The 22,097-nt window shown below is 41.3% G+C and carries 17 protein-coding genes; 1 reads left to right on the plus strand and 16 read right to left on the minus strand.

Annotated features, from left to right (window positions below; translation table 11 throughout):
• Positions 1-24: 24 nt before the first annotated feature.
• From FQ608_RS19090 to FQ608_RS27550, 3 genes are all read right to left on the minus strand, one after another.
• The gene (locus tag FQ608_RS19090; RefSeq protein ID WP_158860089.1) at positions 25-267 is read right to left on the minus strand and encodes a hypothetical protein; all 243 of its coding nucleotides are present in this window, start codon (positions 265-267) and stop codon (positions 25-27) included.
• 615 nt (positions 268-882) lie between these two features.
• A complete protein-coding gene (locus tag FQ608_RS19095; protein ID WP_158860090.1) occupies positions 883-1,866 on the minus strand; it encodes a phosphodiester glycosidase family protein in 984 nt (327 codons plus the stop codon).
• 296 nt (positions 1,867-2,162) lie between these two features.
• Positions 2,163-2,324, minus strand: coding sequence for a hypothetical protein (locus tag FQ608_RS27550; RefSeq protein ID WP_234364277.1), 162 nt, complete (start codon positions 2,322-2,324; stop codon positions 2,163-2,165).
• Between the two features lie 321 nt (positions 2,325-2,645).
• Between FQ608_RS27550 and FQ608_RS19100 the strand changes: the two genes are divergently transcribed.
• The gene (locus FQ608_RS19100) at positions 2,646-3,344 is read left to right on the plus strand and encodes a response regulator transcription factor (protein ID WP_158860091.1); all 699 of its coding nucleotides are present in this window, start codon (positions 2,646-2,648) and stop codon (positions 3,342-3,344) included.
• Between the two features lie 152 nt (positions 3,345-3,496).
• Here FQ608_RS19100 and FQ608_RS19105 read toward each other — a convergent pair whose 3' ends face one another.
• The 13 genes from FQ608_RS19105 to FQ608_RS19165 all read right to left on the minus strand — a co-directional run bounded on the left by FQ608_RS19105 (position 3,497) and on the right by FQ608_RS19165 (position 22,080).
• Entirely contained in the window at positions 3,497-5,326 is a 1,830-nt protein-coding gene (locus tag FQ608_RS19105) for an eCIS core domain-containing protein (RefSeq protein ID WP_158860092.1), read from the minus strand.
• Between the two features lie 140 nt (positions 5,327-5,466).
• Positions 5,467-6,078, minus strand: a complete 612-nt coding sequence (locus FQ608_RS19110) for a peptidoglycan DD-metalloendopeptidase family protein (RefSeq protein WP_234364278.1) — start codon at positions 6,076-6,078, stop codon at positions 5,467-5,469.
• Positions 6,029-6,409 carry a hypothetical protein gene (locus tag FQ608_RS27270; RefSeq protein ID WP_199856415.1) on the minus strand — a complete coding sequence of 127 codons (381 nt, stop codon included), beginning with the start codon at positions 6,407-6,409 and terminating at the stop codon, positions 6,029-6,031. The genes FQ608_RS19110 and FQ608_RS27270 overlap by 50 nt, the downstream gene beginning before the upstream one ends.
• Before the next feature lie 75 nt (positions 6,410-6,484).
• Positions 6,485-6,814, minus strand: a complete 330-nt coding sequence (locus FQ608_RS19120; RefSeq protein WP_158860094.1) for a hypothetical protein — start codon at positions 6,812-6,814, stop codon at positions 6,485-6,487.
• A gap of 256 nt (positions 6,815-7,070) precedes the next feature.
• Positions 7,071-10,697, minus strand: a complete 3,627-nt coding sequence (locus FQ608_RS19125; RefSeq protein ID WP_158860095.1) for an eCIS core domain-containing protein — start codon at positions 10,695-10,697, stop codon at positions 7,071-7,073.
• Positions 10,698-10,740: 43 nt separating this feature from the next.
• On the minus strand, positions 10,741-14,310 hold the full coding sequence (locus FQ608_RS19130) for an eCIS core domain-containing protein (protein WP_158860096.1): 3,570 nt from the start codon (positions 14,308-14,310) through the stop codon (positions 10,741-10,743).
• Positions 14,311-14,499: 189 nt separating this feature from the next.
• Positions 14,500-14,676: a hypothetical protein gene (locus FQ608_RS19135; protein ID WP_158860097.1), complete on the minus strand. Its 177-nt coding sequence runs from the start codon at positions 14,674-14,676 to the stop codon at positions 14,500-14,502.
• A 55-nt stretch (positions 14,677-14,731) separates the two neighbouring features.
• The gene (locus tag FQ608_RS19140; RefSeq protein WP_158860098.1) at positions 14,732-15,130 is read right to left on the minus strand and encodes a hypothetical protein; all 399 of its coding nucleotides are present in this window, start codon (positions 15,128-15,130) and stop codon (positions 14,732-14,734) included.
• A 17-nt stretch (positions 15,131-15,147) separates the two neighbouring features.
• The gene (locus FQ608_RS19145) at positions 15,148-16,788 is read right to left on the minus strand and encodes an eCIS core domain-containing protein (protein WP_158860099.1); all 1,641 of its coding nucleotides are present in this window, start codon (positions 16,786-16,788) and stop codon (positions 15,148-15,150) included.
• A 182-nt stretch (positions 16,789-16,970) separates the two neighbouring features.
• Complete coding sequence (locus FQ608_RS19150) at positions 16,971-17,531, minus strand: hypothetical protein (RefSeq protein ID WP_158860100.1); 561 nt, start codon at positions 17,529-17,531, stop codon at positions 16,971-16,973.
• Between the two features lie 11 nt (positions 17,532-17,542).
• Entirely contained in the window at positions 17,543-18,703 is a 1,161-nt protein-coding gene (locus tag FQ608_RS19155; protein WP_158860101.1) for an eCIS core domain-containing protein, read from the minus strand.
• Positions 18,704-18,869: 166 nt separating this feature from the next.
• Positions 18,870-20,168 carry an eCIS core domain-containing protein gene (locus tag FQ608_RS19160; protein WP_158860102.1) on the minus strand — a complete coding sequence of 433 codons (1,299 nt, stop codon included), beginning with the start codon at positions 20,166-20,168 and terminating at the stop codon, positions 18,870-18,872.
• 598 nt (positions 20,169-20,766) lie between these two features.
• On the minus strand, positions 20,767-22,080 hold the full coding sequence (locus tag FQ608_RS19165) for an ATP-binding protein (RefSeq protein ID WP_158860103.1): 1,314 nt from the start codon (positions 22,078-22,080) through the stop codon (positions 20,767-20,769).
• Between the last annotated feature and the right edge of the window lie 17 nt (positions 22,081-22,097).

Below are 22,097 nucleotides of genomic sequence, written 5' to 3' on the forward strand. Positions count from 1 at the left end.
TATAAGTCATTTGAAAATAAAAATTTAAGGTAATTCATCAGGGGGCTTAATGTAGGCCCCCTCAATTGCTTCGGACTGTAGGAGACGGTCGATCACCTGTTGTGCAGTTTCACGGTCCGGCACCTCCACTATGAAATAGCGCTGGAGGTTTGGATCATCTGTATTTTTGTGCATTGACTCCAGTGTGAGGCCAAATGACTCGATCATCTTTAACAGCCCTTCCGATTCGGCAGTGGGGGCCTCTTTTTGGTGGAGTGGGCGTGCCACATCTGCTAAAACTTGAACTGTAATTTGCATTTTATAATCTCCTTTTGTTTATCTGTGAGTTCTGTAATAGCCGGTAGTTGCGTTGAGCTTCTATTGCAGGATGCAGAAGCAAAGACTACCATAAAAGAGAAAAACCCATGAACTACTTTTTTCATTTCTTTTCTCTCGGGACATGGTATTAAGTTAATTTATTGTATTATCCATCAGTGGTTTAACTTTTTTTTTATTCAGTTTTTGCTTGTATTCTCTCTTTATATATACGAATTGCTTGACCAACTTTAATTAAGCTGTCCACAGCTTTGCCCCCTCGCTCCCATTTATGGAAACTAATATATTGTTAGCAAGGTACCCCCCATACCAAAGCCATACAATACCGAAGCTTTGGTATATTAGGGTAAAAAGGAAATGAAATTTGAGGTTGTGAAGTGAGAGTGAGGTTGTGGGAAGTTAAAAAAATAACCCACATTGATATTTAAAAGAGAAGCTGGAAAGTAAATTTCATTCCCACCTCTATTACGAAAAGGTCCGAAATCATGCTTTTAGTGTGGGGATTACAAATCCCCATTATCTGGGTTCGACATTGCAAATGCCGAACAGCTTACTAAAAAAAATAGTCTAATGTAACTTGACGCCAATAAAAACCGGTGATTTCTGGATAAAGGGTGATCTGAACTTTCTCATAAAATAATCATCAATTCTTTTACCCAGGGAAAATGAATTGTTGAAAGCGGCAAAGGTCATCTTGAAATCGGGATGGTCAATCTTGTACTGCAGCGCTTTGCCTCCGTCAAATAAAGCGGCGGTATCCACTCCGTAAACTTTGGCGATTATAGAGATTTCCTTTATGGATAGAAAACCCCTTTGGTTGGATAAGATAAATACGATGTTGCCATTCTTTTTTCTGCCCACCAGGTTGCGGTAGGTTTTTTTCTTCCACAAGGGTTTGGATGGACTTTTCTCCGATAATATATAGGAGAAAATCTGACCATCGTTCATAACGGAGGGAAAGGCCTGGCAGGAGTATTGGATTTCCCCCGGTATAGAATTGATATAGGAGCGGGGGCCTACATGTGGAATGTTTTCGATGACCCTGAAAAATCCGCTGTTGCTGGTTTCTTTTTTGTATTTCCGGCCGTCCAGTATCAATTCCCCCATTATCTGATTTTTTGTTCCATAAAAATTGGCGTTTAGTACAAAGTTGGCCGGGGAGTTTTTAAGGGCTTCCCCAGTATTCATTGATTGAAACCCTGTATGGGGATTAGAAACAATCATGAAATCATTTTCTGGCGATATTTCTACGATCTTTATTTTACCCGGGAATATTTTTAAAAACTGTCGTTGAAAAAAGTCCGGATGGTTCCGCCTAAAAGTCAGCTCTTTGACGGTAAATGCACTGGAGTGGAATTCTGTTTTGGTAGCATAGCTTTTCTGATTGGTTTGTAAAATTCTCCAGCCGTTTTCATTTACCATCACCGCCCCCTCAGGAGGAAACAGCAGAAAAAGATTTGAGGATAGGTTAAGACAATAGTTGAGGATTACAATAAATAAAATGGCAAGTATGAATAGTAATCTTTTCTTTCCCATCTTAAAAAATCTCATAATATAGCTTAATGATGATTTTAAAGCGTTTTAGGTCCCCAGCAGAAATTCTAATGCATATTCCGGGTTAAACACCCATCAAAGCTAAATAGAATCCTTTTCCCGAACAACATCATCTTGAAAATCGGAATGAAATGAGTTTCTACTCCTCCCGTTTGACTAAAGCTTTTCTTACAGCATATATTTTTGTGTTAGACTAGTCTTTTTAGGATTTCTCATCCTGTTAAAAAAATGTTCACTTAAAGCGTAACAAATAAGACAGGTTTCTGATATACCATTGTAACCGGTTCACTTAGTTACTCAAAGGGGTTTTTACTTTGGATTACGGGAACCAAGTTTACAATGGAGGATTTAACGACACTGGCTAAGAAGAGACTGCTGGCCCTATCCAGAGGTAATAAAATTGGATGTATAAGATAGGGAAAACAGATATTCGGAGTAAGGACTTTGATACGCATTAATAGTTAGTTTATATCTTTAATTAACAGAAAATGAATAATTCTATTAAAAAAATTGCATTTGTCAGACATTATTTTGAAATTTATAATATGCGCTTTCCGATAAGTAATTGCAAAAGGGTCCTGTTTCAGGTAGAATTTAAAATTTTGTTTCGCGGAACGAGAGCTTTAAAAATTTTCGACGTTTTAAAGGCCTCTAATAATACTAAACCAATAATTAATTAAGTATTATTTTCAATTCTTGGATATCCAGTGATACCCATAGATAATAGGGATATAAATTTCTTTTAAGATTATTACTTGTACTTAATTATTTTAGCTATGGAAACGTTAACCTCCGTTTTGAACCAGCAGTATGAAAATTTAAAAGTTTATGAGGATTTGCTGCAAACCAACCAACTAACTTTTGAGCAGGTGGGTGAATTGAGCGGGGAAGTCTTGTTTTATACCGATGAAGATTTTAATCTTAGGTATCTGAATAGGGAAGGGCGGGACTGGATTGGGCTGTCTTCAGGAAATTCAAAAAATATAGAGCTCGATTTCAACGAAAAATTTTATCATCCTGACACGCTGCAATATGAGTTGCCTAAAGTCAGGAATTTCTTTGAAAATCAACAGCTGGGTTCCATCTACTCTAACTACCAACAAGTGTTCAATTCAAAGATCAATGCCTATTGTATTTGTTTGGTAATTTTCAAGAAATTAAAATCTGTGTGTTATGGCTATCTTACCATGACCATCCCAATTTCGAAATTCGTCGGTTTAAATAAGAAAATGTTACGGATTATTTCTGAAGAGATGTTCCGAGACAGTCACCGATGTCAATTTAATCAATTGACCGAGAGGGAGTCAGAAATTCTGAAATTGCTGGCAGTAGGAAGAAACAACCCGGAAATTTCTGATGATCTATTTATTAGCAGGCATACGGTGGAAAAACACCGGAAAAACATCAATAGAAAGCTTGGCATACATGGTTTCAAGGATATTTTGGACTATGCCTATGCATTTGATTTGGTTTAGAGGTTTTTTGCGCTGCTGTATTTTCATTTATCCATTTGCGGCTCCCATGGATACAACCATCTTAAATTTCATCAGTCACTTCTCCTATTTTAACCTTAAGTTCAACGCTCACAATTTCATTTGAAATAATTAAAAAAGCTTTGAATTAGTTCTTAATTTCCGACACTTTCCCGATCCGGCACGGCGTCTGTTCCTGCCGCCGGAACAGGTGCAGGGGTATGATATGGTGCAGTCATGTCAAAATGATGGATATCTCCATTTGCTCTTCTACTAAATTCACAGGCTCCCCAGCGCAAATTGCCCTGATCCATCATTGCCACAACAAAATGTTCTGGCATGTGTAAAAAACCAAGGGCAGGATTCCTTGTATCGGATGGCTGGGTACTAGGTGACCCTCTAAGCATTGGCTTTCGTACTACCTCATAATCTCTAAGAATCCTGAAAAATTGCTCACGGGCAGATAACGGATAAGATGGGTGTTCACGTATCCAGCCAGGATCAGCCATGAAAGTAGTAATATCTGCAACAGCAGAAGCTTCATCTTTACGTTCCGTTGTTGGAATTGAAAGTAATACTGTTTCAGAAGCCGTTTCAGGATTTACAATTGGCCGACGTGTCACTCTCTCATAATTTGTATGAAATACCAAACCAAAATAGACCCGCAAAGCCTCAGATACAGTATGAAACCGCCGATAAGCCTCGGTGGCAGTTTCGCCTGTCCTCCTATTTCCCACATCCGCCATACTTAAAGCGGTCGGTTGAATTCGAACAAAGTTCATCGCTCTGTCATAGACCTCAACTGCTGGCTGACGAAATCCTGTAATTGTTCTTACCCGGGAGCGTTCTGCTCTTATTTCGGCATCTGTTGCAGTATCAGGCAATTTTCTTTCCGCCCGCTCACCTCCATATGTGGTTCTGCCGCCTTCCGTAGTTCTGGTTGCAATGTAGGGTTGATTATAGTAGTTTACATCCACAGCATTTCCGGTACCGTGGGATCCCGATCTGTCCTGCCAGCCACTAATCGTGGATAATCCGGCGTATTCTTGAAGCGATGCAGGCCTTCCCTGAACGGGCAGCGCGTTATATTGTCTTTGAAGTTCACCTTGCACAAGATTTAATCGGGTAACCATTCTTCGGTCAACCCCACCGGACACACCGACTCCAAGGAATGTGTGAGGAACCACATTACTTGGCGCCAATTGGATAAACAGTTCATTGGTTTGCTTTCTCTGTAGAAACTGAGTGATATTAGGCCCAATTTTTTGTCTGCTTAATTGACCGGCACATTCGGGGCAGCCACAACCCCGATCATGGCCTTTTCTTTGTAGCATGAAAGGTCGATCAGGTTCTTTGCTTTTCAACAGGGAGGTCTTTCCCGTGCAGGTCGAACACCCACAATCTTGTTCATGTCCCTTTTTTTGGACATTGGCCGGTATTTTAGTTGAAGTTGGAGTCACTTCTTTCGACTGAAGGGTCTTACCTCTTATTTCGTCCGCATCTTTTTTCAAGTTGATCGCATGGCCCTGCTGCACGACATGCGTCAACTCATGACCAAGCAACCGCTGCCCCTCCATTCTCCCCGGGTTGTACTTCCCCGAATTAAAATAAATATTGCTTCCATGCGTAAACGCCTGCGCCCCCAATTCCTGGTTCATCCTTACCGCACCGCTATTGGTATGCACCCGTACCCCGCTGAAATCAGAGCCGAAGGCCGATTCCATCGAAGTACGGGTTTTTTCGGGCAGGGGCGATCCGCCGCCTCGGGAGGAATTCAGGCGGCTTTCCAAGTCTGAAGATGCCTGAATGTTAGGAATATCGCTTTTGGGCTGCACAGCATTTCCTCTTCTGGCAGAAAAAAACGGCGGGCTGCCCCTTTTAAAAGTGCTGTCCGCTTTTTCCGCCTGGAAAAAGAGCTGCTGTTTCTCACCTTTGGCTTGAATGGTATGGAATGCGGCAGCTGTTTTGATCTCAGAAACTTTCATATATGGTAAACAAATAAATTCTTCAAAGAATCCGATAAAAATGTTTATCCAACTCGTTGAATAGCTCTTGGTCAGGAATACTTCGTTTTTACCTCCGAAACTACCTTCCTATCTCATAAAAGACCAAGTCAAATATAATTTTACATGGCGCAGGGATTACAATTTTCAGCTTCGGAAAAATTGATATTCGTTATAGCGAAAGGATTGAAAGCAGCCCTCACCATGTTTGGAGTGGCGAACGTCCCTGCAGGATCAATAGCCCTGTTATTTTGCTGAACCTCTAAATGCAGATGTGGTCGATCTGCCACCGCATTCCCAGTTACCCCCGTTTGACCAATCGTAGACCCTGCACTATACTGGCCGGCCGGTTGGCGGGCGGATAAATGCGCATATCGATATCTACGGGCACCTGCAGTTAGGAATATAACCGCTTGATTTTCAGGTTGAACGGGTGCTGTGGCACTGTTGGGACAACGCGGAGAACTGCGATTATTTCCGAAGACAGGTAAGCTTCTATTGAGATCTACCAATTGACGATTGCAACGACGATCATATGAAGTTACTCCGCTTAAATGATCCTCAATGGCACCCCGGTTCAATCTCGGTATGATCAAAGTGTGAAAGGCCAATTCTGTATTGGCAGGCCCGGTGCCGTTCCGGAGTTCATTGACCAAACCGTCGACCATTTCATAGCCCGGTTGCTCATCGCCGTGAAAACCTCCTATGATCAAGGCTTTTTGGTCCATTGCCATCTTCCTCCTGTGCGCATTCTGAGCACATACTCTGTACAATAGAGAGAGGACCATCTGCAGCCTGTTTTTGAACTACCTGGTCCGGCATAGCATCCGCCTCCCGCTCGTACTTATCCCCCGGCTGGCCAATGGTTAGTTTTGTCTGTATAAAAGGCTTGGTGAAAAATGGCTTGGACTGCACCGCATTTCCGCTGGTGGAAGAAAAGAAGCCCGGGCTGCCTCCTTCAAAAATATTGCCCGCTCTTTCTGCCTGGAAAAAGCGCTGCTGTCCCTCGACCTTTACCTGTATGGCTTGGGAGATGGTATCGGTTTTGGGTTTGGCGGATTTCACTTTTGGCTTTCGTTTCTAAATGAAAAAGTATGGAAACTCCCTTTATAAGGGAGTCGTTTATTTGCCATTATAAGCTTATAAGACTACCCAAAGTAATGGTCTAAAAGTATATATCCATGATGCCCCCAGTAACGCAAATGGATCGGGGCCAAACCCCAATCCTGTCCGGATGCGAAATTCCCCAATATCCGTAGGAGGATTCGTGACATTTTCGGGACGGGAGACCACTTCGTCAGCCTGTGATTCACGGATCTGTTGCATTCCGATGAGCTGTACCGGAAGTCTCAAAATCCTGCGCACAAAACCTGAGTATCCACCTGCAAGAGGCACATCTGAAAGACTTATCACCCTAGAACCGCTCTCTGCCTGAGTGATGGTAAGCTGTAAACCGGGGTCAGGTATCATTATGCCGATTGTCTCCTGATCCCGGGTTGCAGTAATATTATTAGCCGAAAAACTCTCAGTCCCGAATAGAATTTGAGCATCGAAAAATTTAAACCGGCTTGAAGTGACAGCGCAAATTTTAATCCTGAGATTTGGGCATTTAAAAGGCAAACCCGAATTTTTCGAATTAATTGAAGATTTAATCTTCCATATTCTATTGAAAAGTTTTGTTCAAAACCCCAGTTCTATATGCAACTACCCTCTACTTAGCCGCATCTTATTTGTCATACCTCCAAATTAATTGCTTGAAGATTGCCTCTTCTCCCTCAACAAACAGTTGAAAACCATCAACTAACGTAATAATAATCAATGGAATGTTTGTCGGCGTAGCCAATAACTCAGAAAATTGTACATTTTTCAAAGCCACATTTTGTATTCGGTAGGCATGTACGCCGTGTACATATAAATCTATTGAAATTATCGCGGGAGTCTGCCGTTGCAACACAATTTCCTCGTATAGTTCATAAGGCAGTTTGGGTCTTACGAATTTGGGATAGGATTGAAATTTCCCGGATTGAATCGGATAATCAGCAGCATTTAAAACCTTGTACGTAGGCGAAGACGGTTTTTCCTCCGGTGTTTTTTCTTTTTCAGCTGCTTTCTCTTTTTCTGCTATTTTATTTTCATACTGCCTGAGAGCCTCCTTATAAATCGCGTCTTTTTTAAGGTTGTTTCGTTGGTAAAACCGTACAACTGATTCTTCTCCCAACATTCCGTCGGGTTTCAGGCCCAAGGCTATTTGCATGTCATAAACGGCTTCGGCAAATTCAGTTGAGTCAGCCTTAATGCCAGGTTTTTTTATAAATTGAAGTGGATCCCATCCAATGAGTTGTTGAAAAACAACATTGTTGCGCACGGCTTTTTCAAGATCAATTTTCCGCTCTTTGTCTATTGCTTCGGGAACCATCCCACTCTTTACCGTTGCGGAAGCTAGATCCAGGTTAAGTTTGCCTGAAGCCGGATTCCTGGCACTCATCAGCATTTCCTTTATCTCTGCAGGTGTTTTGCCACTTGCGTTCATTGATTCTACCAACTTCAATAGGTCCTCCTGTGTAACTTTTTTCCCCTTGCCTTTTTCAAAAACCGCCTGGAGGTCTCGCAGAATTTCTCCCTGATACTCCTGCTCCCATTCCGCACGGGCCTTCACGTTCTTTGGGTCGTTCGGATCAAGCTTATCGATGTTGCCACCAATTGTTTGATTACCTAATGATGAATTACGTCTTGCGCAGGTCTTAGCCTCCAGCACAAACGGCTGTAAGGGGGTACTCTCAAGTACATCGATGAGAAAATTATGCAGCGAATCACCAACAACGGCGTCAAGTAAGCTTCTTGCCGCAGGTTTGGCTATCTCTTCCTCAAAATAGTCTGTACGTGCCAATAGGCTCAAACCCGAAGAAATACCCAACTGGGCAACCAGTCCCCATAGGCATCCGAGTGCGGGGGGAGTGCCGCACGATACTATCTGAACGCCTATCCTGACGGAAGCTTCCACGACGTCAAGAATCTTCCTCCACTCCCGAATAGTTTCGACCGTTTCAGTGAAAGAAGCCATTAGTTTATCATGTTTTTCAAACTCTCTTTCCAGATTGCCTTTGAACTCCATTATTTCACAGCATACCGGTTCGATTTTTTCTAGGGCTTCATCTTTGGACTCGTCAATTACAGCGGTTAAACGGCTACTAATTGCGTTGATAATACCATTTATACAATCAATGAATCCTTTAAAGGCAAGAACGACCATGTCTTTGAAGATTGCCACGCCTAACCTAATAATTGCTTTAGTTGCAACTTTTTTCCATCCATCGAATATGCCGTTCTTTTCGTTAAGTTTGGTCGAGTTGGCATGGTGTTTCTTGAATTTCTCCTTGATTTTTTCAAAGAGTTCTTCTACTTTGTCGAAAGCACTCCCAAAGCGGAAACGTAATGCGCCGAGAAAACGCCCTTTTAGGCTACTCCAAAAACGTATTTGACCTACTGATTTTATTTGTTGCCTAATAAGTGAATCACTTGAAGTCACACCAAGCTTTTCATCAATTTTATTTTTTTTCACCACCCCTCGTGCCTGCTGCTTTAAAAAATCCTTAGGCTTTTCAGTACTTGTCCCAGTACCTTTCACCCAATTTTTACGTTCAACCTCCCAGGTTTTAGCCAGTTCATTCCAATTTTCACCTTTGGCCTGAATAGATGGATTTGGCAGGGTCAGCAAACCAGAATTCTTTTTGGGTTTTGCCCCCGTTGCATTCGGATAACCCTCGTCCCGTTTAAGTCCCAGTGTATTGTTCATGGCAGGACGTTTCTTCCGCAACCGATCAATTAATGGGTTAAGTTTTTTAAGCTGGTCCTCCAGGTGCTTAGGGAATGCATCCGATGTATAGGGATGCGGTAACAGAAAATAAACATAGATACCGTCTTTGAATTTCAATATCCAAATACGTTCATGATGCGCCTTATCTCTTTTATAAATCCCATCCGCACCACCCTTGAGTCGTTCCTGTTCAAATTTTCTATAATTAATAGCATCAGGAATATTGGTGTCAGGTATGTTTATTGGTCTGCCGGTAATGGTGGCCGGCAATTGTGGTTCTTGGGGATTATCAGTGTGTACCCGTTTTGCAAACTCTTGAAAACCCTCAATATAATTACCCACTTGGAGACGACCAAGTCCATGATAAGCAAGAGATTGCCGAAATTCCGTGGGAAATAGTGGCTTTATTTCGCCGATATGAAAGTTGCCAGGGAAGTTGCCGGCGAACTTCCTGGTTCTTTTGTGAATGGTTGGACCAAAATTTATCCCCGATTTAGACTTGGCTCTATTCTTAAAATTGGAAGCCATATTTACGAATTTGAAAAACTTGGATCCTTCGGGCAAATCTTTGGATTCTTGGGGTTCCTGGCCGCTAATCCCTGAAACAGTTTGATTTTCTGCCTTGTAAAGATCTGCAAAACCAACAGTGTTAATGGCTTTGATATCTCTCGTGCCGCCGGGAATAGGTGCTTCAGTGATGAGTTTTGCATCCTTTTCACGTAAGCGTTGTTGGATCTGCGCATGGGCCCAGTTACCTATTTTGGGCTCAAAACTGCGTTGTAGGCTCGGTTGAAATTCACGACCACCAGTTTGCTGAACTACATGTGTGAGTTCGTGAGCCAACAAATGTTGCCCCTGTTTGGAGCCCGGATTGAAATTTCCGGAGTTAAAAAAAATGTTGTTTTGATATGTGAAAGCTTTTGCCTGAATTTGCCTGTTGAGAGAGGTAGCATCTGAACCAACATGAATGCGGACGTGACTAAAATCCTGACCAAAACTACTCTCCATAATGTTTCGTGTTGCTTCGGCAAGCGGTACACCGGAGTTTTGTGAGCGTTGCAACGTATTCTGAAAATTAGCCGGAATGTCCATGGTTCCCGAATTTCCGTTCAAATTTTCTGATTTAGGACTAATTGATTGATCGGCGGTTTCCTCTTCCTCTTCTTCTTCTATTTCGCTTGGTTCAGGTGGCTGTATTGAACATTCGTCGCAAGTGCGTTGCAGTTTCGGTGGCTGCAGGTCATATTCCATTTCGATATACCCCTGTTTTCTTTGTAAATGCTCTTGCTCATCCTCACAATTTGCACACTTTCCTTGTACGAGTGAAATTGACGGTTTAAAAAAAGGCTGATGCATAATATGATTATCAGGCATCTGCATCACTTTGTCCGCCATGGCATCCGCTTCCTGTTCATAACTATCATTGGGTTGATTTAGGGTGAGTTTGGGTTGAATTTTTTGGGCAAAAAACGATCCCTGCTCATTGTGGGAAGCTATTTTATGAGAATGATTCCGATGCTGTTTCCTCGCCTCCAACATGTGATCCTTTCTTAAAATCCGTTGATATAGTTTTCAGGATTTTTCATTCTGTCCCCGGCTGTCCTGAGTTATTTGCCGGGTTCGCATTGGCTGCATTATTATTTAAAATCCTGTTCCTATCAATATATTCTTTAAAATCCCTTGGCGTTTCCGGATGATAACCAACAAACAAATTATTTTCACCAGTCATGCTGCCCACATAACGTTCTCTTAATGTCAACCCTTTAATAGGTGTACCCCCGAAGCTTCCTGATGTATCAAAAGTTATTACTTTGTTTTCATCTGGTAATACAAATGCAACGGTTGCCTGGTGTTTCCAAACTAACCATTGTTTTAGTAATTTACGATCTGGTTTATCATCAAAATTCAGAGGGCAGCTTTTTTCTCCATCCGGACAATCACCGACATTCGGACTAGGTCTTACACGCATTACACTTCCAAAATTTAATGTCTTTTGATTATTACCTCTGCCAACTTGTCGCGTTACTCTTGTATCATTGATTGAATACGTCCAGCCGTTATGTTTAAGTCCATCTGATATTTCAAATTTTTCTTCTTTATAAGTAGCAATATCCTGTCCGCCGGCTTTTACTTCGTAAAAGGTTGTTTCGGTGTCAAAATACTGTAGTTCTTTTTCGGGAAATGCTGGTGCTATATTTGATATATCGGGCAAAAATCTCTTATCATACTGTTTTAGATCAAATAAAGCCATGCCTGCTCTTTCCTCAAGTATTCTCTTTCTCAGTGCATTTTGTTCAGCAAGTGCTTTTTCAACTTTTGGTAATTTTTTGTTAGGATCTTTTTCAAGTAATTTTTTTCTTTCATCGGAAAGTCTTTTTATTTTATCCAATACAGGCTTTTCCTTTACTTTATAAAATGATCCGTATTTTCTTGTTGTTTCCACATTAGACCAGCCTGTCCAGAATATACTGGCTCCACATGGAAAATCTTCAATCTTTTTTGGCCGTTTGAAGAAAGGTATCCCGGGGTCTTCCGGGCAAAGCGATTTTTTATCTCTGGGCATTGATGTCACGGCAGTTTCTCTACCTTTTGATATGTCATAATAGAACATCGCATTATTACGCAATCCCCCCGGACCGCCATACGGATTTGTTTTGCCGAAATTTATTCCCCTGCTGTGTTGTGTAACGCTACCTATCTGGTCGCAAACAAGTGAAGTCATCACAGCTTCTGACAGTGTTTTTTGATTTTGATCGCGCCACGCAGTGCCTGAACTATGCCATGCTTTCAAAACGCCCTTCCATTTTGTGAATTCCGCTAATGCATCAGCATCTGCCTCAACCGTAACATTCTTTAAACCTCTCGCATCTCTCTCAACAAGATTAGCGGGATCTGTTATTTCTAATTTGAGTTCTGTAAAGCTGGTTATTTCTTTCCATGCATAATCGGGAATCTGGCCTTTATCGCGCATTTGTTTTAAAATAGCAAGGGCTCTTGGTCTGTTGATTTTTAAAAGTTTTGCTTTTGCTTTTCTTCTGTAAATACCCATCAATTTATCTGTTTCCGCTTTGCGTGTAGCAACAAGCAATTTCCAACCCTTCGCGGAAAATTCAGATTGCAAAGTTTCAATATCGGTTTCTGATGAAGCAATGTTTGCTATGATTTCCTTATAAAAATTTGAATCTTTTTGAGCACCAGCCAGTTTTGCATAAGCCTGCATTAATACTTCATGCAAAGGCTCAAATTTTTCAAATACAAGTTTATCATTTTTTGATAGTTTTCTCTTTAACCCAGGCCATAAACCTTTTACCGACGTTTTTTCTTTTGCTGTAAGGTCCACCATGGCTTCACTTTGCCATCCCTTGCGCGTATCTTCATCCGCCGTATTGATTTCTTCGTCTTTCAAACTTGAAAGCAAACTCTGCGGACTTTTATCCCAGGTTCCATGCGCATTAGCATAACGCATCCCTGAAAAATGTACAACAGTATATAAGAGCCATCTTGGAAAATATCCGCTCGCAGCATTACGTTCAAAAGCATCCACAACATCTTTCAACAATGCATCATGGCCCATTTTATTTAAGGCTTCGCGATATTTTTTCAGTCGCCAATTTGTTATAGTTCCTGTATCCTCCTTTATTATGCCCGATTGCAGTTTGGAGATCATTTGATTGATTATCCTAATATCACCGTTAACCTCGCTTATTAATCTGGTTAATTTTCTTATGCGTGCTTTATCCTGTTTGATTTTCTGTTCTTTTTCAAGAATATATTTTTTAAGAGATTCAAATTGTTTTTCAGCGGGTGCAATCAATTGTTCATACTGTTCATTTACCGGTGCCAGTTCTTCTTCCAGCCTTTTCGTTTCAGTTAAAGCAGCATTACGTCTACCTTCATGGTATGCTTTTTTCCTTTCATAACCTGTCTGACTAAAATTTCTTTTAGTTAATTCTAAGGAATTAAGTTTTTTCTGTTCAGATTCGGTGTTTTTTACCAGACGCCGAATACGTTGTTGCATGCTTGTTCTTGCAGCGGATATTTTTCTTTCAGGATCTTTTCTTATTAATGATAAATAATCTTTTTGTGCCTGTGTTTTTTGGAATCGCATTTTATTCAGTTCTTTCTGGTCACCAGGTAAAGTTGCCTGCAACTTGTCCTTTTTATCGGTATTTGCCCTCATGCACTCTTCTTTCAATTTTTTGTCTATTTCAAGAATCGAAACAAGATCATCGTTTGAAGTTTTATCAGGATTTTGCAGGTATCCTTTTAATTCAAATTTTTTTACCAATTCCAGGAAAACTCTCAGGCTTTGTTCCCGTTCAGGATAAATAATTTTCCTCAAAGCTTCATTCTTCCATTGAAATTCCGCATTGGCAGGCGGATTCCAATCTTCCACTGCATCAGGTGCCGGAATCTCAATTGCAGTAGGCTTTCTTTGTATTCTTTTAGTTTGATTTATAGCGCTGTTTTGCTGCACTACATGCGTTAACTCATGCGCCAATAACTTTTTCCCCTCATAATTATGCGGTTGATATTGCCCCGAATTAAAAACGATAGCATTACCATGTGTAAAAGCAAGTGCCTTTACATTTTTTGCTGATTGATTTGCTCTACTATCATTATAAATTTTTACACCAGAAAAATCATAACCCATTCTTGATTCGAAGAAATTCTTGTCACCTGGATTCAATGGTTTGCCACCTGATAAATTACGGAAAAAACTCTCGTTTTTTGATGAAGTAGTTGATGGTTGATCCTTGTTTCCCTTAAGGTTCCACTTTTCTTCTTCACCAAAATGACCACATTTTTTTTGTATGTCAAATTCTTTAGCAGGTTTCAATTGCAGGGTTACTTCCTCTTCTTCCCTATGCTGCAATTTTTCTTCCAGCTCACAGACCATGCATTTTCTTTGTACAGGAGCAAACGGCCTAGGTTTTGGCTGGAAAAATAAAGGTGCTTTTTCGGATGGAGCCGGCATATACAATACCTTACCAACTACAGCATATGCTTCCTGTTCATCCCGAAAGCTATCTGGATCATTGGGCTGGTTAATTGTGAGTTTTGCTTGAATAATGGGTTTAAAAAAAGCAGGTTGCTGGTCCTGAACTAAGCGAGGGGAGGATTTTTGAATAGACGATTCTTTAGATATCAAGGTAGTATCTGCAAAATTTACCGTTTAGGGAAATACTATTGCGACAAAAGGAAGCCACCGGACCTAAAATTCTCCCCGAATCATTTATGCCTGACCTGAAGGTGTTGGGAACTGCCGGTGGTTTTGGAAAGGACTGATTTCAATGGACTAATGACTATATCGCAAAACATTCAACAATACCTTTCTAAATTAACCCCTTGGCCACCTTATCAATACAGAAAACATAGGATTCGAATTGACTTCCAGAAAATGATAATTTCCATTTTCAGCAGACTTTTTGAAATCGGCGGTGCCCCAGTCCAGTCCGAGAATGTCCATCATTTTTTCAAGCTTGTCCGAGACCCCGGATGGTATCTCGGGCATCATTTTTATTGAGTAGTTTTACGTCATTCTGTAATCGATTGCCATGGCAGTCAATAAACTACCTTATTACTCCATCAGGTGAGATTCGATAATTATGCAGTTCTCGATTTTCTTTAAGTATATTCAGGTTCCATTTTACAACTTTGTCCTTTGAAATTCTCTCAAAGACTCTTCTTTTGCCATTACCAATGTCAACAAAATGATTATTATCGAAACTGGCGAGTTTAGCCCAGTTCCCAAATGGAGGCAAGTAGTAAAGTGTGTTTTTTTCGAATTTTGCCTTTAATTTGTAAAAATCATCTTCCGATTTCCATATACCGGGATGCATGGTCACCAACCTGAGAGTAACCGTTCCATCTTTGTATAAAAAAGTGAAATGTTCATTGAGTTGCATATCTTTTTCACCATCAAAATCTTCCTGATAAGCAAATTGCCATATACCTTCTTTCGTTTCCATGTCAATGCTTTATGAAATTAAAGTACTCCGTTACCGGGATATCTTGCGTCTATTGCCGCTCTGTGGCCCGCTGTTAACCTCCTTATAGGCCCGCCACCAGGGATTCTATAGCGTATTACGGACTCGGTCCCTGCTGTAATATTATACGTATAATGGGCTCTCCATCTTACATGATATACAGGCGTTGTTCCATTTGCTACAGCGTAAGAATCAAAATTAAAAACGGCGGTAACGGTTGTGGGTGCGGGAGCCAATGAAGCCGCAAAAGCTTGGCCCTGTGGTAAAAATCCTTGGGGTTGATCTGCAACAACAATCGAACGCCCCGGCGTTCTCACATTGATATGGGCCGGATCATAAAACGGAACTGCTGCATCACAGGAGTCTACATTCCAATTTGGGGCGGCAAGCGTTGACCAGGTATGATTATTGCCACAAACATTTACAGTACCTGTTCTATTTGTTGGCGCAGCATTGCCGGGTTGCGTAGCACTCATGTGAATGCTGGTAAACTGAAGCCATCTTACATTATCTGCATTTCTTCCAGTATAATCTAGAGAAATGGCCCTAGTAGCAAGTGGGCTCATCCCAGTTTCATTTCCTCCGATTCTTACACTTATTATACCCTCAGGATTTGCGTCGGGTCCTGTAAAACCCTGATGTACTAAAGTTCCGCTCCTGACTCTGACCATTGATCGCAAAGTGAATCTCCTTGCCAACCTCCTTAATGGTGTCCCTACCGGAGGATCTCCCATGAAATCCGCTTCAGCAGTTATTTCCCGCGCCAATCTGCCGGAGGTTCTTGGTCCCAATATCCCATCAGATCCCAAGCCAAAACTACCTTGGTAGCGCACTACTGCGTTTACGAATTCTTCATCTACTACTGCAGGCTGCTTCGAAATCCCTAAAATATCTCTTACTATTTCTATTTCGGTTGCATCCGTAAACATAACAGTGTCAAGACGTATTGCGTCCTGCATTTGCCTACGTGTCAATACAACTTCCGGTGGGTTTTCAACAGTAGGCTCTATCGCTAAATCTCTTTGAATTACTTTTGGTTGAACAGAATGAATTGCACGCTGCTGCACTACATGCGTCAACTCATGCCCCAACAATCTTTTGCCACTTTCTGTATCGGGTGCATACTGGCCATTATTGAATACTACGTTATTACCATTAGTATATGCCAGTGCATTGATTGATTGGGCGGACTTTGCAGCAACAGTATCAGTATGCACTCTAACCTGGCTGAAGTCATATCCAAAGCGGGGTTCATAAAAATCACGTACTTCATCCGACAAAGCCTGGCCTCCGTTATTTAGGTGGCCCACATAGCTTTCCAAAGAATGATTTGTTGTAGTCTCTTTTCCATCCACTTCTTTGCGATGCGCCATCTTTTCTTCCTCTTCACAGTCGGTACACATACGCTGTAGAGAGGTAATACTGGGCTTAAAAAAGGGCTGCTCCGTGTTTTCTTGATCGGGCATACGCATCACCCTGTCGGCCATTGCATCCGCCTCCTGTTCGTACAAATCATTGGGCTGGTTGATGGTGAGCTTCGGTTGGAAAAAATACGGTGAAGGATCTTTTTTTCGGAAAAAGGTTTCCTGGTTTGGCAGGATGGTTTTTGATTGGTTTACGGGTTGGATCAAGCGTTCCATATCAAGTTAATTTAACGGGTTAAGGGGAATCTAAGTTGCACACTGCTCTTTATCCGGGGTGTTGGGTTTTTCGCATTGCTTTTAAAAAAATGAGGGCTCCATAATAATCAATGCAAACTTCCCGGAATGGCAAACCGCATTGATTGCGTAAATTACCCTATATGCTGGAATTTCCAAATCTATCACCAGTTGTTTAATTTATAGATGCCAAAGACTCTAAACGGGGCATGTTCAGGAATTCTTTCGTCCGAATAGGTCTTGAACTTTATAGCCGCATCCCTTGAAGTGAACAAATGGTATTCGTTAATCTGACTGGCCCAATCCATCTTTTCTTCTGATTCGGTATAGCCGCAATTCATTAGCCCACTTGTCAGGGCGTCATCAGCAACATCATAGCCCAGAAAATCAGTAGATAGATTTTGCATGTTTTCCGGATTAGTTAATACTGATTCTATCAGGGGTTCTCTGCTTTGGTTTCGATCTGATAATATGGTGACAGCTGTACGCAAAAAATCAAAATCAATTTTTTGCGTTTTCATATTCAGCAGCGCCAGATCTTTCCACAAACCATAGATATTTGGATTTTCTACTTCAATTGCATTTTCCCATACGCTGTTATCAACGGAAAGAGGTTTTCTGATTTTGTCACTCAGAAGATATAATTTCCTTCTCTGTAGATCCCAGGTTTCGAGAAAGTCTTTTTCCATTTCTCCACATTTAAATCCGATTAGTTTTTCAGTCATAGCTTTTAATTTTAACAGGGGGCTCCCGGAATGCCGCAGCATCCTCCAAATAACCTACCCGAAAGAAAACACTCGCAAGTAGTTGGGTTTTGGTTGTAAACTCGGTAGTGCCAATGAGAACCAGGACAAGGCCAGTGTGGTGTGGATGGGGGAACAATATCAATTTCGGGCGCAGGATTAGTAGGGCAGGGGGGACAGGTTCGTGTAGTAGCAGTTGCTATTATAACTCCCGCAGCAACCAGTCCTACCGCCAATATGCCTAATGCCACCAAATCTCCGGGACCAGGAAGTGGTGAATCAAGCTGAGAGACAATGCCAGCAGCTACCGCAAATGGTGTATAGACTTCCGCAAATGTTTGCCGTTGAATTGTTGGGGCTTCCCCACCTGAATTCTGTCCATAAATGTCCTCCTGCAGGGGTAAAAAACCGTGTTCCTTTGATTTTTGAATCAAATTCTCATAGCCAATACTTTCCAATACATCTGCTCCAATCGTTTCATAATCGCTATAATGAGCTATGATCTCTGAATGGGGATTTTCCTCAAAACCATCTTCATCTACCTTTCGATAAAGCATTTTTTTTGCTGCTTGTTGCTGTACAACATGTGTCAGCTCATGTGCCAGCAATTTTTTCCCACTATCTGTACCAGGCGAATATTGATTGTTGTTAAAAACAATATGATTACCCGAAGTATATGCCAGTGAATTGATAGATTGTGCAGACTTGGCCGCAACGTTATCGGTATGTATTTTTACGTCGCTGAAGTCATAGGCAAACCGAGGCTCATAAAAATTTCTTACCTCATTGGACAACGGCTTCCCACCGCTGTTTAGTTGGCTTACATAACTATCCAATCCATTATTTTGGGGAGTTTTCTCATTATTCACTTCTTTTCGCTGAAGATTATTTTCTTCCTCTTCACAATGGGCACACTTTCGCTGTAGAGAGGATACACGGGGTCTGAAAAAGGGTTGGCTCATGTTTTCATGGTCAGTCATCCGCATCACTTTGTCCGCCATGGAATCTGCCTCCTGCTCGTAAATGTCATTGGGCTGGTTAATGGTGAGTTTGGGTTGAATAAAGAAAGGCGCAGGATCCTTTTTCCGAAAAAAGCTTCCCTGTTTTGGTGGATTGGTTTTTGACAGGACTGCATGTTTGGTCAAATATTCCATAAAATTAACGTGATCATTTATGTCAATGTGTTTATAACAAGTAACTATATGTATACTTACAGTTGCCCTACACTTTGCTATGAATACCTAAAAATAAATGCAGGATAAATCTTACCATCTGCAGGAATCCGGATAGCTTTGGGAGTAGGTTATTGCTCAAACCATTTCAAAGGTCGTTCCCTGTACTTGGCGCAACAGTACTGTTAAACAAACTAAGAGGAACTGTCGCCTCTCCTTTCATCCAGTAATCTTTTGCTACGCCGCCAGCCTTCAATTCCACCAATGCCGCATGAACACAATTTGTTTCCCGCGCCACGTCATCTGGAAAGGCTGTATATAACCCTGGGTAAACAGGATGCCATTCGTATCGGTCCTGAAACCAGGCATGCAATGTGCCCGCAGTAAAATCTGCTTCGAAATCAAGTCGGTCAATCGCCCCAAAAGCATAACGGAAATCCTGATCCCGGTAGTGGAATTGCTCGACTTTAACATGGCCCCTAAATCTCCCTCCCACAGGAGCACTGGTCGGTATACGCCCAGAAAGGAAAGTCTGGATCCCGGCATCAGTTCTAAGCATTCTGTCAAGATATCCATCCTCCACAAAATCTGCACCCGCACCGGTTGAAAGATACCAGTTAAGATGTTCCAGTGCTATTGGTTTATCTGAGAACTCCCGTGATATTGCAATTCCTACTACAGTATTGGGTGAAAACCTTGAACAAACCTGGCTTATTAAAAAACCGCTGTTGGGATTAGCCTGAACATCTGACCATCTGCCGCTCGGGGTATGGCCGTGGTTAACTCCTGGATGATAAATAGTGGTCGAAGCTGGTGCAGGCACTGCTACTGAGCTCTGCATTTGCACTATATTCTTTTGTTTTGGCATTACCATTTGCTGCGCTACATGCGTCAATTCATGGCCAAGCAATCTCTTTCCACTATCCGTACCAGGCGAATATTGATTGTTGTTAAAAACAATATGATTACCCGAAGTATATGCCAGTGAATTGATAGATTGTGCAGACTTGGCCGCAACGTTATCGGTATGTATTTTTACGTCGCTGAAGTCATAGGCAAACCGAGGCTCATAAAAATTTCTTACCTCATTGGACAACGGCTTCCCACCGCTGTTTAGTTGGCTTACATAACTATCCAATCCATTATTTTGGGGAGTTTTCTCATTATTCACTTCTTTTCGCTGAAGATTATTTTCTTCCTCTTCACAATGGGCACACTTTCGCTGTAGAGAGGATACACGGGGTCTGAAAAAGGGTTGGCTCATGTTTTCATGGTCAGTCATCCGCATCACTTTGTCCGCCATGGAATCTGCCTCCTGCTCGTAAATGTCATTGGGCTGGTTGATGCTGAGTTTGGGTTGCAGTTTCCGGCCAAAAAACAATCTCTGCACATTTTGGTGAGCGATTTTATTAGATTGATGTGTATGCTGTTTACTTATCCCCAACATGTAAAAGTTTTTTAAAATGCATCAATATACTATCTATGATGTTTATTCTTTTTTCCTTAAGTATCAAACGTTACTACGTTATTTTCATCTGTTTATAATTTGATTTTTAACGGTCAGATGGAATCTCGCAACGATAATCATCCCACTGTGTGACGTTTTCGTCATGCTCGATTTCATGTGTCTATAATTTTTTTTCAGCGGTCACATGGAATCTCGCATGGTTGATAGTCATCCCAGTGTGTGACGGCTACGTCATGCTCGATTTCATGTGTTTATAATTTTTTTTTAATGGCCACATGGAATCTCGCAATTATAATCATCCCTCCGTGCGTCGCCTGCGTCATGCTCGATTTCATCTGTTTATTTTTTGTTTTTTAATGGTCAGATAGCCTGTCCCGAATTTATTCGGGAGAATCTCGCTATGATAATCAACCCACTGTGTGACGGTCTCGTCATGCTCGATTTCATTTGTAATTTCTAAAGCAACGTTTGCGCGTGTTTCCAAATCAACTATTGTATTTAAAGACGAAGCTGATTAATGGTAATTTCGAAATCTTTACTTTTATTTCAAAAAGGTTTAAGAATCCAACTGATTGCCTCATTTACCCTCTTTTTCCAACTCCCGTTTTATTCCTTTTAGCATCAGTTCTTTGGATATTACAAAATTTCTGCTTTCCAAGGAAACTAGGGAGATATACTGTACAATGTTCATGATATGAGAACCCGTCAGTTCATATTGACCCGATATTTCTTTCAATTTGACATCCTTTCCTAATTGGATTTGATCCGGCAAAGATTTTTCCCAAAGCAGTAATCTGTCTTCCGCTTTGGGAAGTGGGAAATACACAATGGAATTGAACCTTCGAATGAAAGCAGCATCAATGTTATTTCTGAAATTGGAGGCCAAAATCACCAATCCATTATAAGCCTCAATTCTTTGAAGAAGGTAGGAAACCTCCTGGTTTGCATATTTATCATGGGCATCTCTTACCCCAGTACGTTTTCCGAAAATAGCGTCTGCTTCATCAAAGAACAGTATCCAATCTTTATTTTCTGCTTTGTCAAAAAGATTGGCCAGGTTTTTTTCTGTCTCTCCGATGTATTTCGACACCACCATAGAAAGGTCAATCCTAAAGACATCCTTTCCGGTATATTTCCCAAGTAGGGTTGCGGTAACCGTTTTTCCCGTACCTGGCGGACCATAAAAAAGGGCCCTGTACCCCGGTTTCAATTTTCTTCCAATGGCCCATTCCTCCATTAGCGTTTTTTTATGCCTTAACCAGATTTGCAGCTCTTTAATGCTATTCCAAACCTGCTCCGACAAAACCAAATCCTCCCAAACCAATTCCGATAAAAGATGTTCTGCGGGAAAATCGATGCTTAAAGTAGGAAGGATCACTTGCCCGGTTGTAAACACTTCCACATATTCTGGATTTAAAATCAATTTTCCGCTCATTTTGGGCTCTCCGCTTTTAACGGATTCCAAACTCAAAATCTTGAATTTAAATAGGGGAGAAGCCTGGTCAAAAAGACCAAGAAAATACAACCGCTCTTTAATATTATTACCAGCCAAAATGAATAATACGGTTTCTCCGGTAGGAAGCGTACCTCTGTGATTAAGCCCTTTTACGCCTCCAAATTCCGGAAAATCACCACCTTGGGGCAAAAAATTTTGAAGGATTTGGTCAAAAAAACCCGGTACCACATGGGATACCATAGCGCAGGAAAATAAAATAATGTCTTCATCCCTCAATGCATAATGGCTTAGAAAAATTAAAAATGGAGATAATTCCTGTTCCACATTAATATGGAAAGTATTTTCCGGAATGGTTTTATGGTGAAAAAAGTTTTCCAACCTGGACTCAATTCTTTCCTTTAGAAAACCAAATAACTCTTCAAATTGATTATTCATGCCACTTTTGATCAAAT

Origin of the sequence: Lunatibacter salilacus, assembly GCF_009797935.1 — a bacterium.
GTDB classification, from domain to species: domain Bacteria; phylum Bacteroidota; class Bacteroidia; order Cytophagales; family Cyclobacteriaceae; genus Lunatibacter; species Lunatibacter salilacus.

Bases quoted from the DNA above. Each gene is read 5' to 3' on its own strand.
- FQ608_RS19105 (WP_158860092.1), bottom strand. From the start codon at position 5,326: ATGAAAGTTTCTGAGATCAAAACAGCTGCCGCATTCCATACCATTCAA.
- FQ608_RS19150 (WP_158860100.1), bottom strand. From the start codon at position 17,531: ATGACTGAAAAACTAATCGGATTTAAATGTGGAGAAATGGAAAAAGAC.
- FQ608_RS19155 (WP_158860101.1), bottom strand. From the start codon at position 18,703: ATGGAATATTTGACCAAACATGCAGTCCTGTCAAAAACCAATCCACCA.
- FQ608_RS19145 (WP_158860099.1), bottom strand. From the start codon at position 16,788: ATGGAACGCTTGATCCAACCCGTAAACCAATCAAAAACCATCCTGCCA.
- FQ608_RS19100 (WP_158860091.1), top strand. From the start codon at position 2,646: ATGGAAACGTTAACCTCCGTTTTGAACCAGCAGTATGAAAATTTAAAA.
- FQ608_RS19165 (WP_158860103.1), bottom strand. From the start codon at position 22,080: ATGAATAATCAATTTGAAGAGTTATTTGGTTTTCTAAAGGAAAGAATT.
- FQ608_RS19140 (WP_158860098.1), bottom strand. From the start codon at position 15,130: ATGGAAACGAAAGAAGGTATATGGCAATTTGCTTATCAGGAAGATTTT.
- FQ608_RS19125 (WP_158860095.1), bottom strand. From the start codon at position 10,697: ATGTTGGAGGCGAGGAAACAGCATCGGAATCATTCTCATAAAATAGCT.
- FQ608_RS19110 (WP_234364278.1), bottom strand. From the start codon at position 6,078: ATGGCAATGGACCAAAAAGCCTTGATCATAGGAGGTTTTCACGGCGAT.
- FQ608_RS19120 (WP_158860094.1), bottom strand. From the start codon at position 6,814: ATGATACCTGACCCCGGTTTACAGCTTACCATCACTCAGGCAGAGAGC.
- FQ608_RS27550 (WP_234364277.1), bottom strand. From the start codon at position 2,324: ATGCGTATCAAAGTCCTTACTCCGAATATCTGTTTTCCCTATCTTATA.
- FQ608_RS19135 (WP_158860097.1), bottom strand. From the start codon at position 14,676: ATGATGCCCGAGATACCATCCGGGGTCTCGGACAAGCTTGAAAAAATG.
- FQ608_RS19160 (WP_158860102.1), bottom strand. From the start codon at position 20,168: ATGTTGGGGATAAGTAAACAGCATACACATCAATCTAATAAAATCGCT.
- FQ608_RS19095 (WP_158860090.1), bottom strand. From the start codon at position 1,866: ATGAGATTTTTTAAGATGGGAAAGAAAAGATTACTATTCATACTTGCC.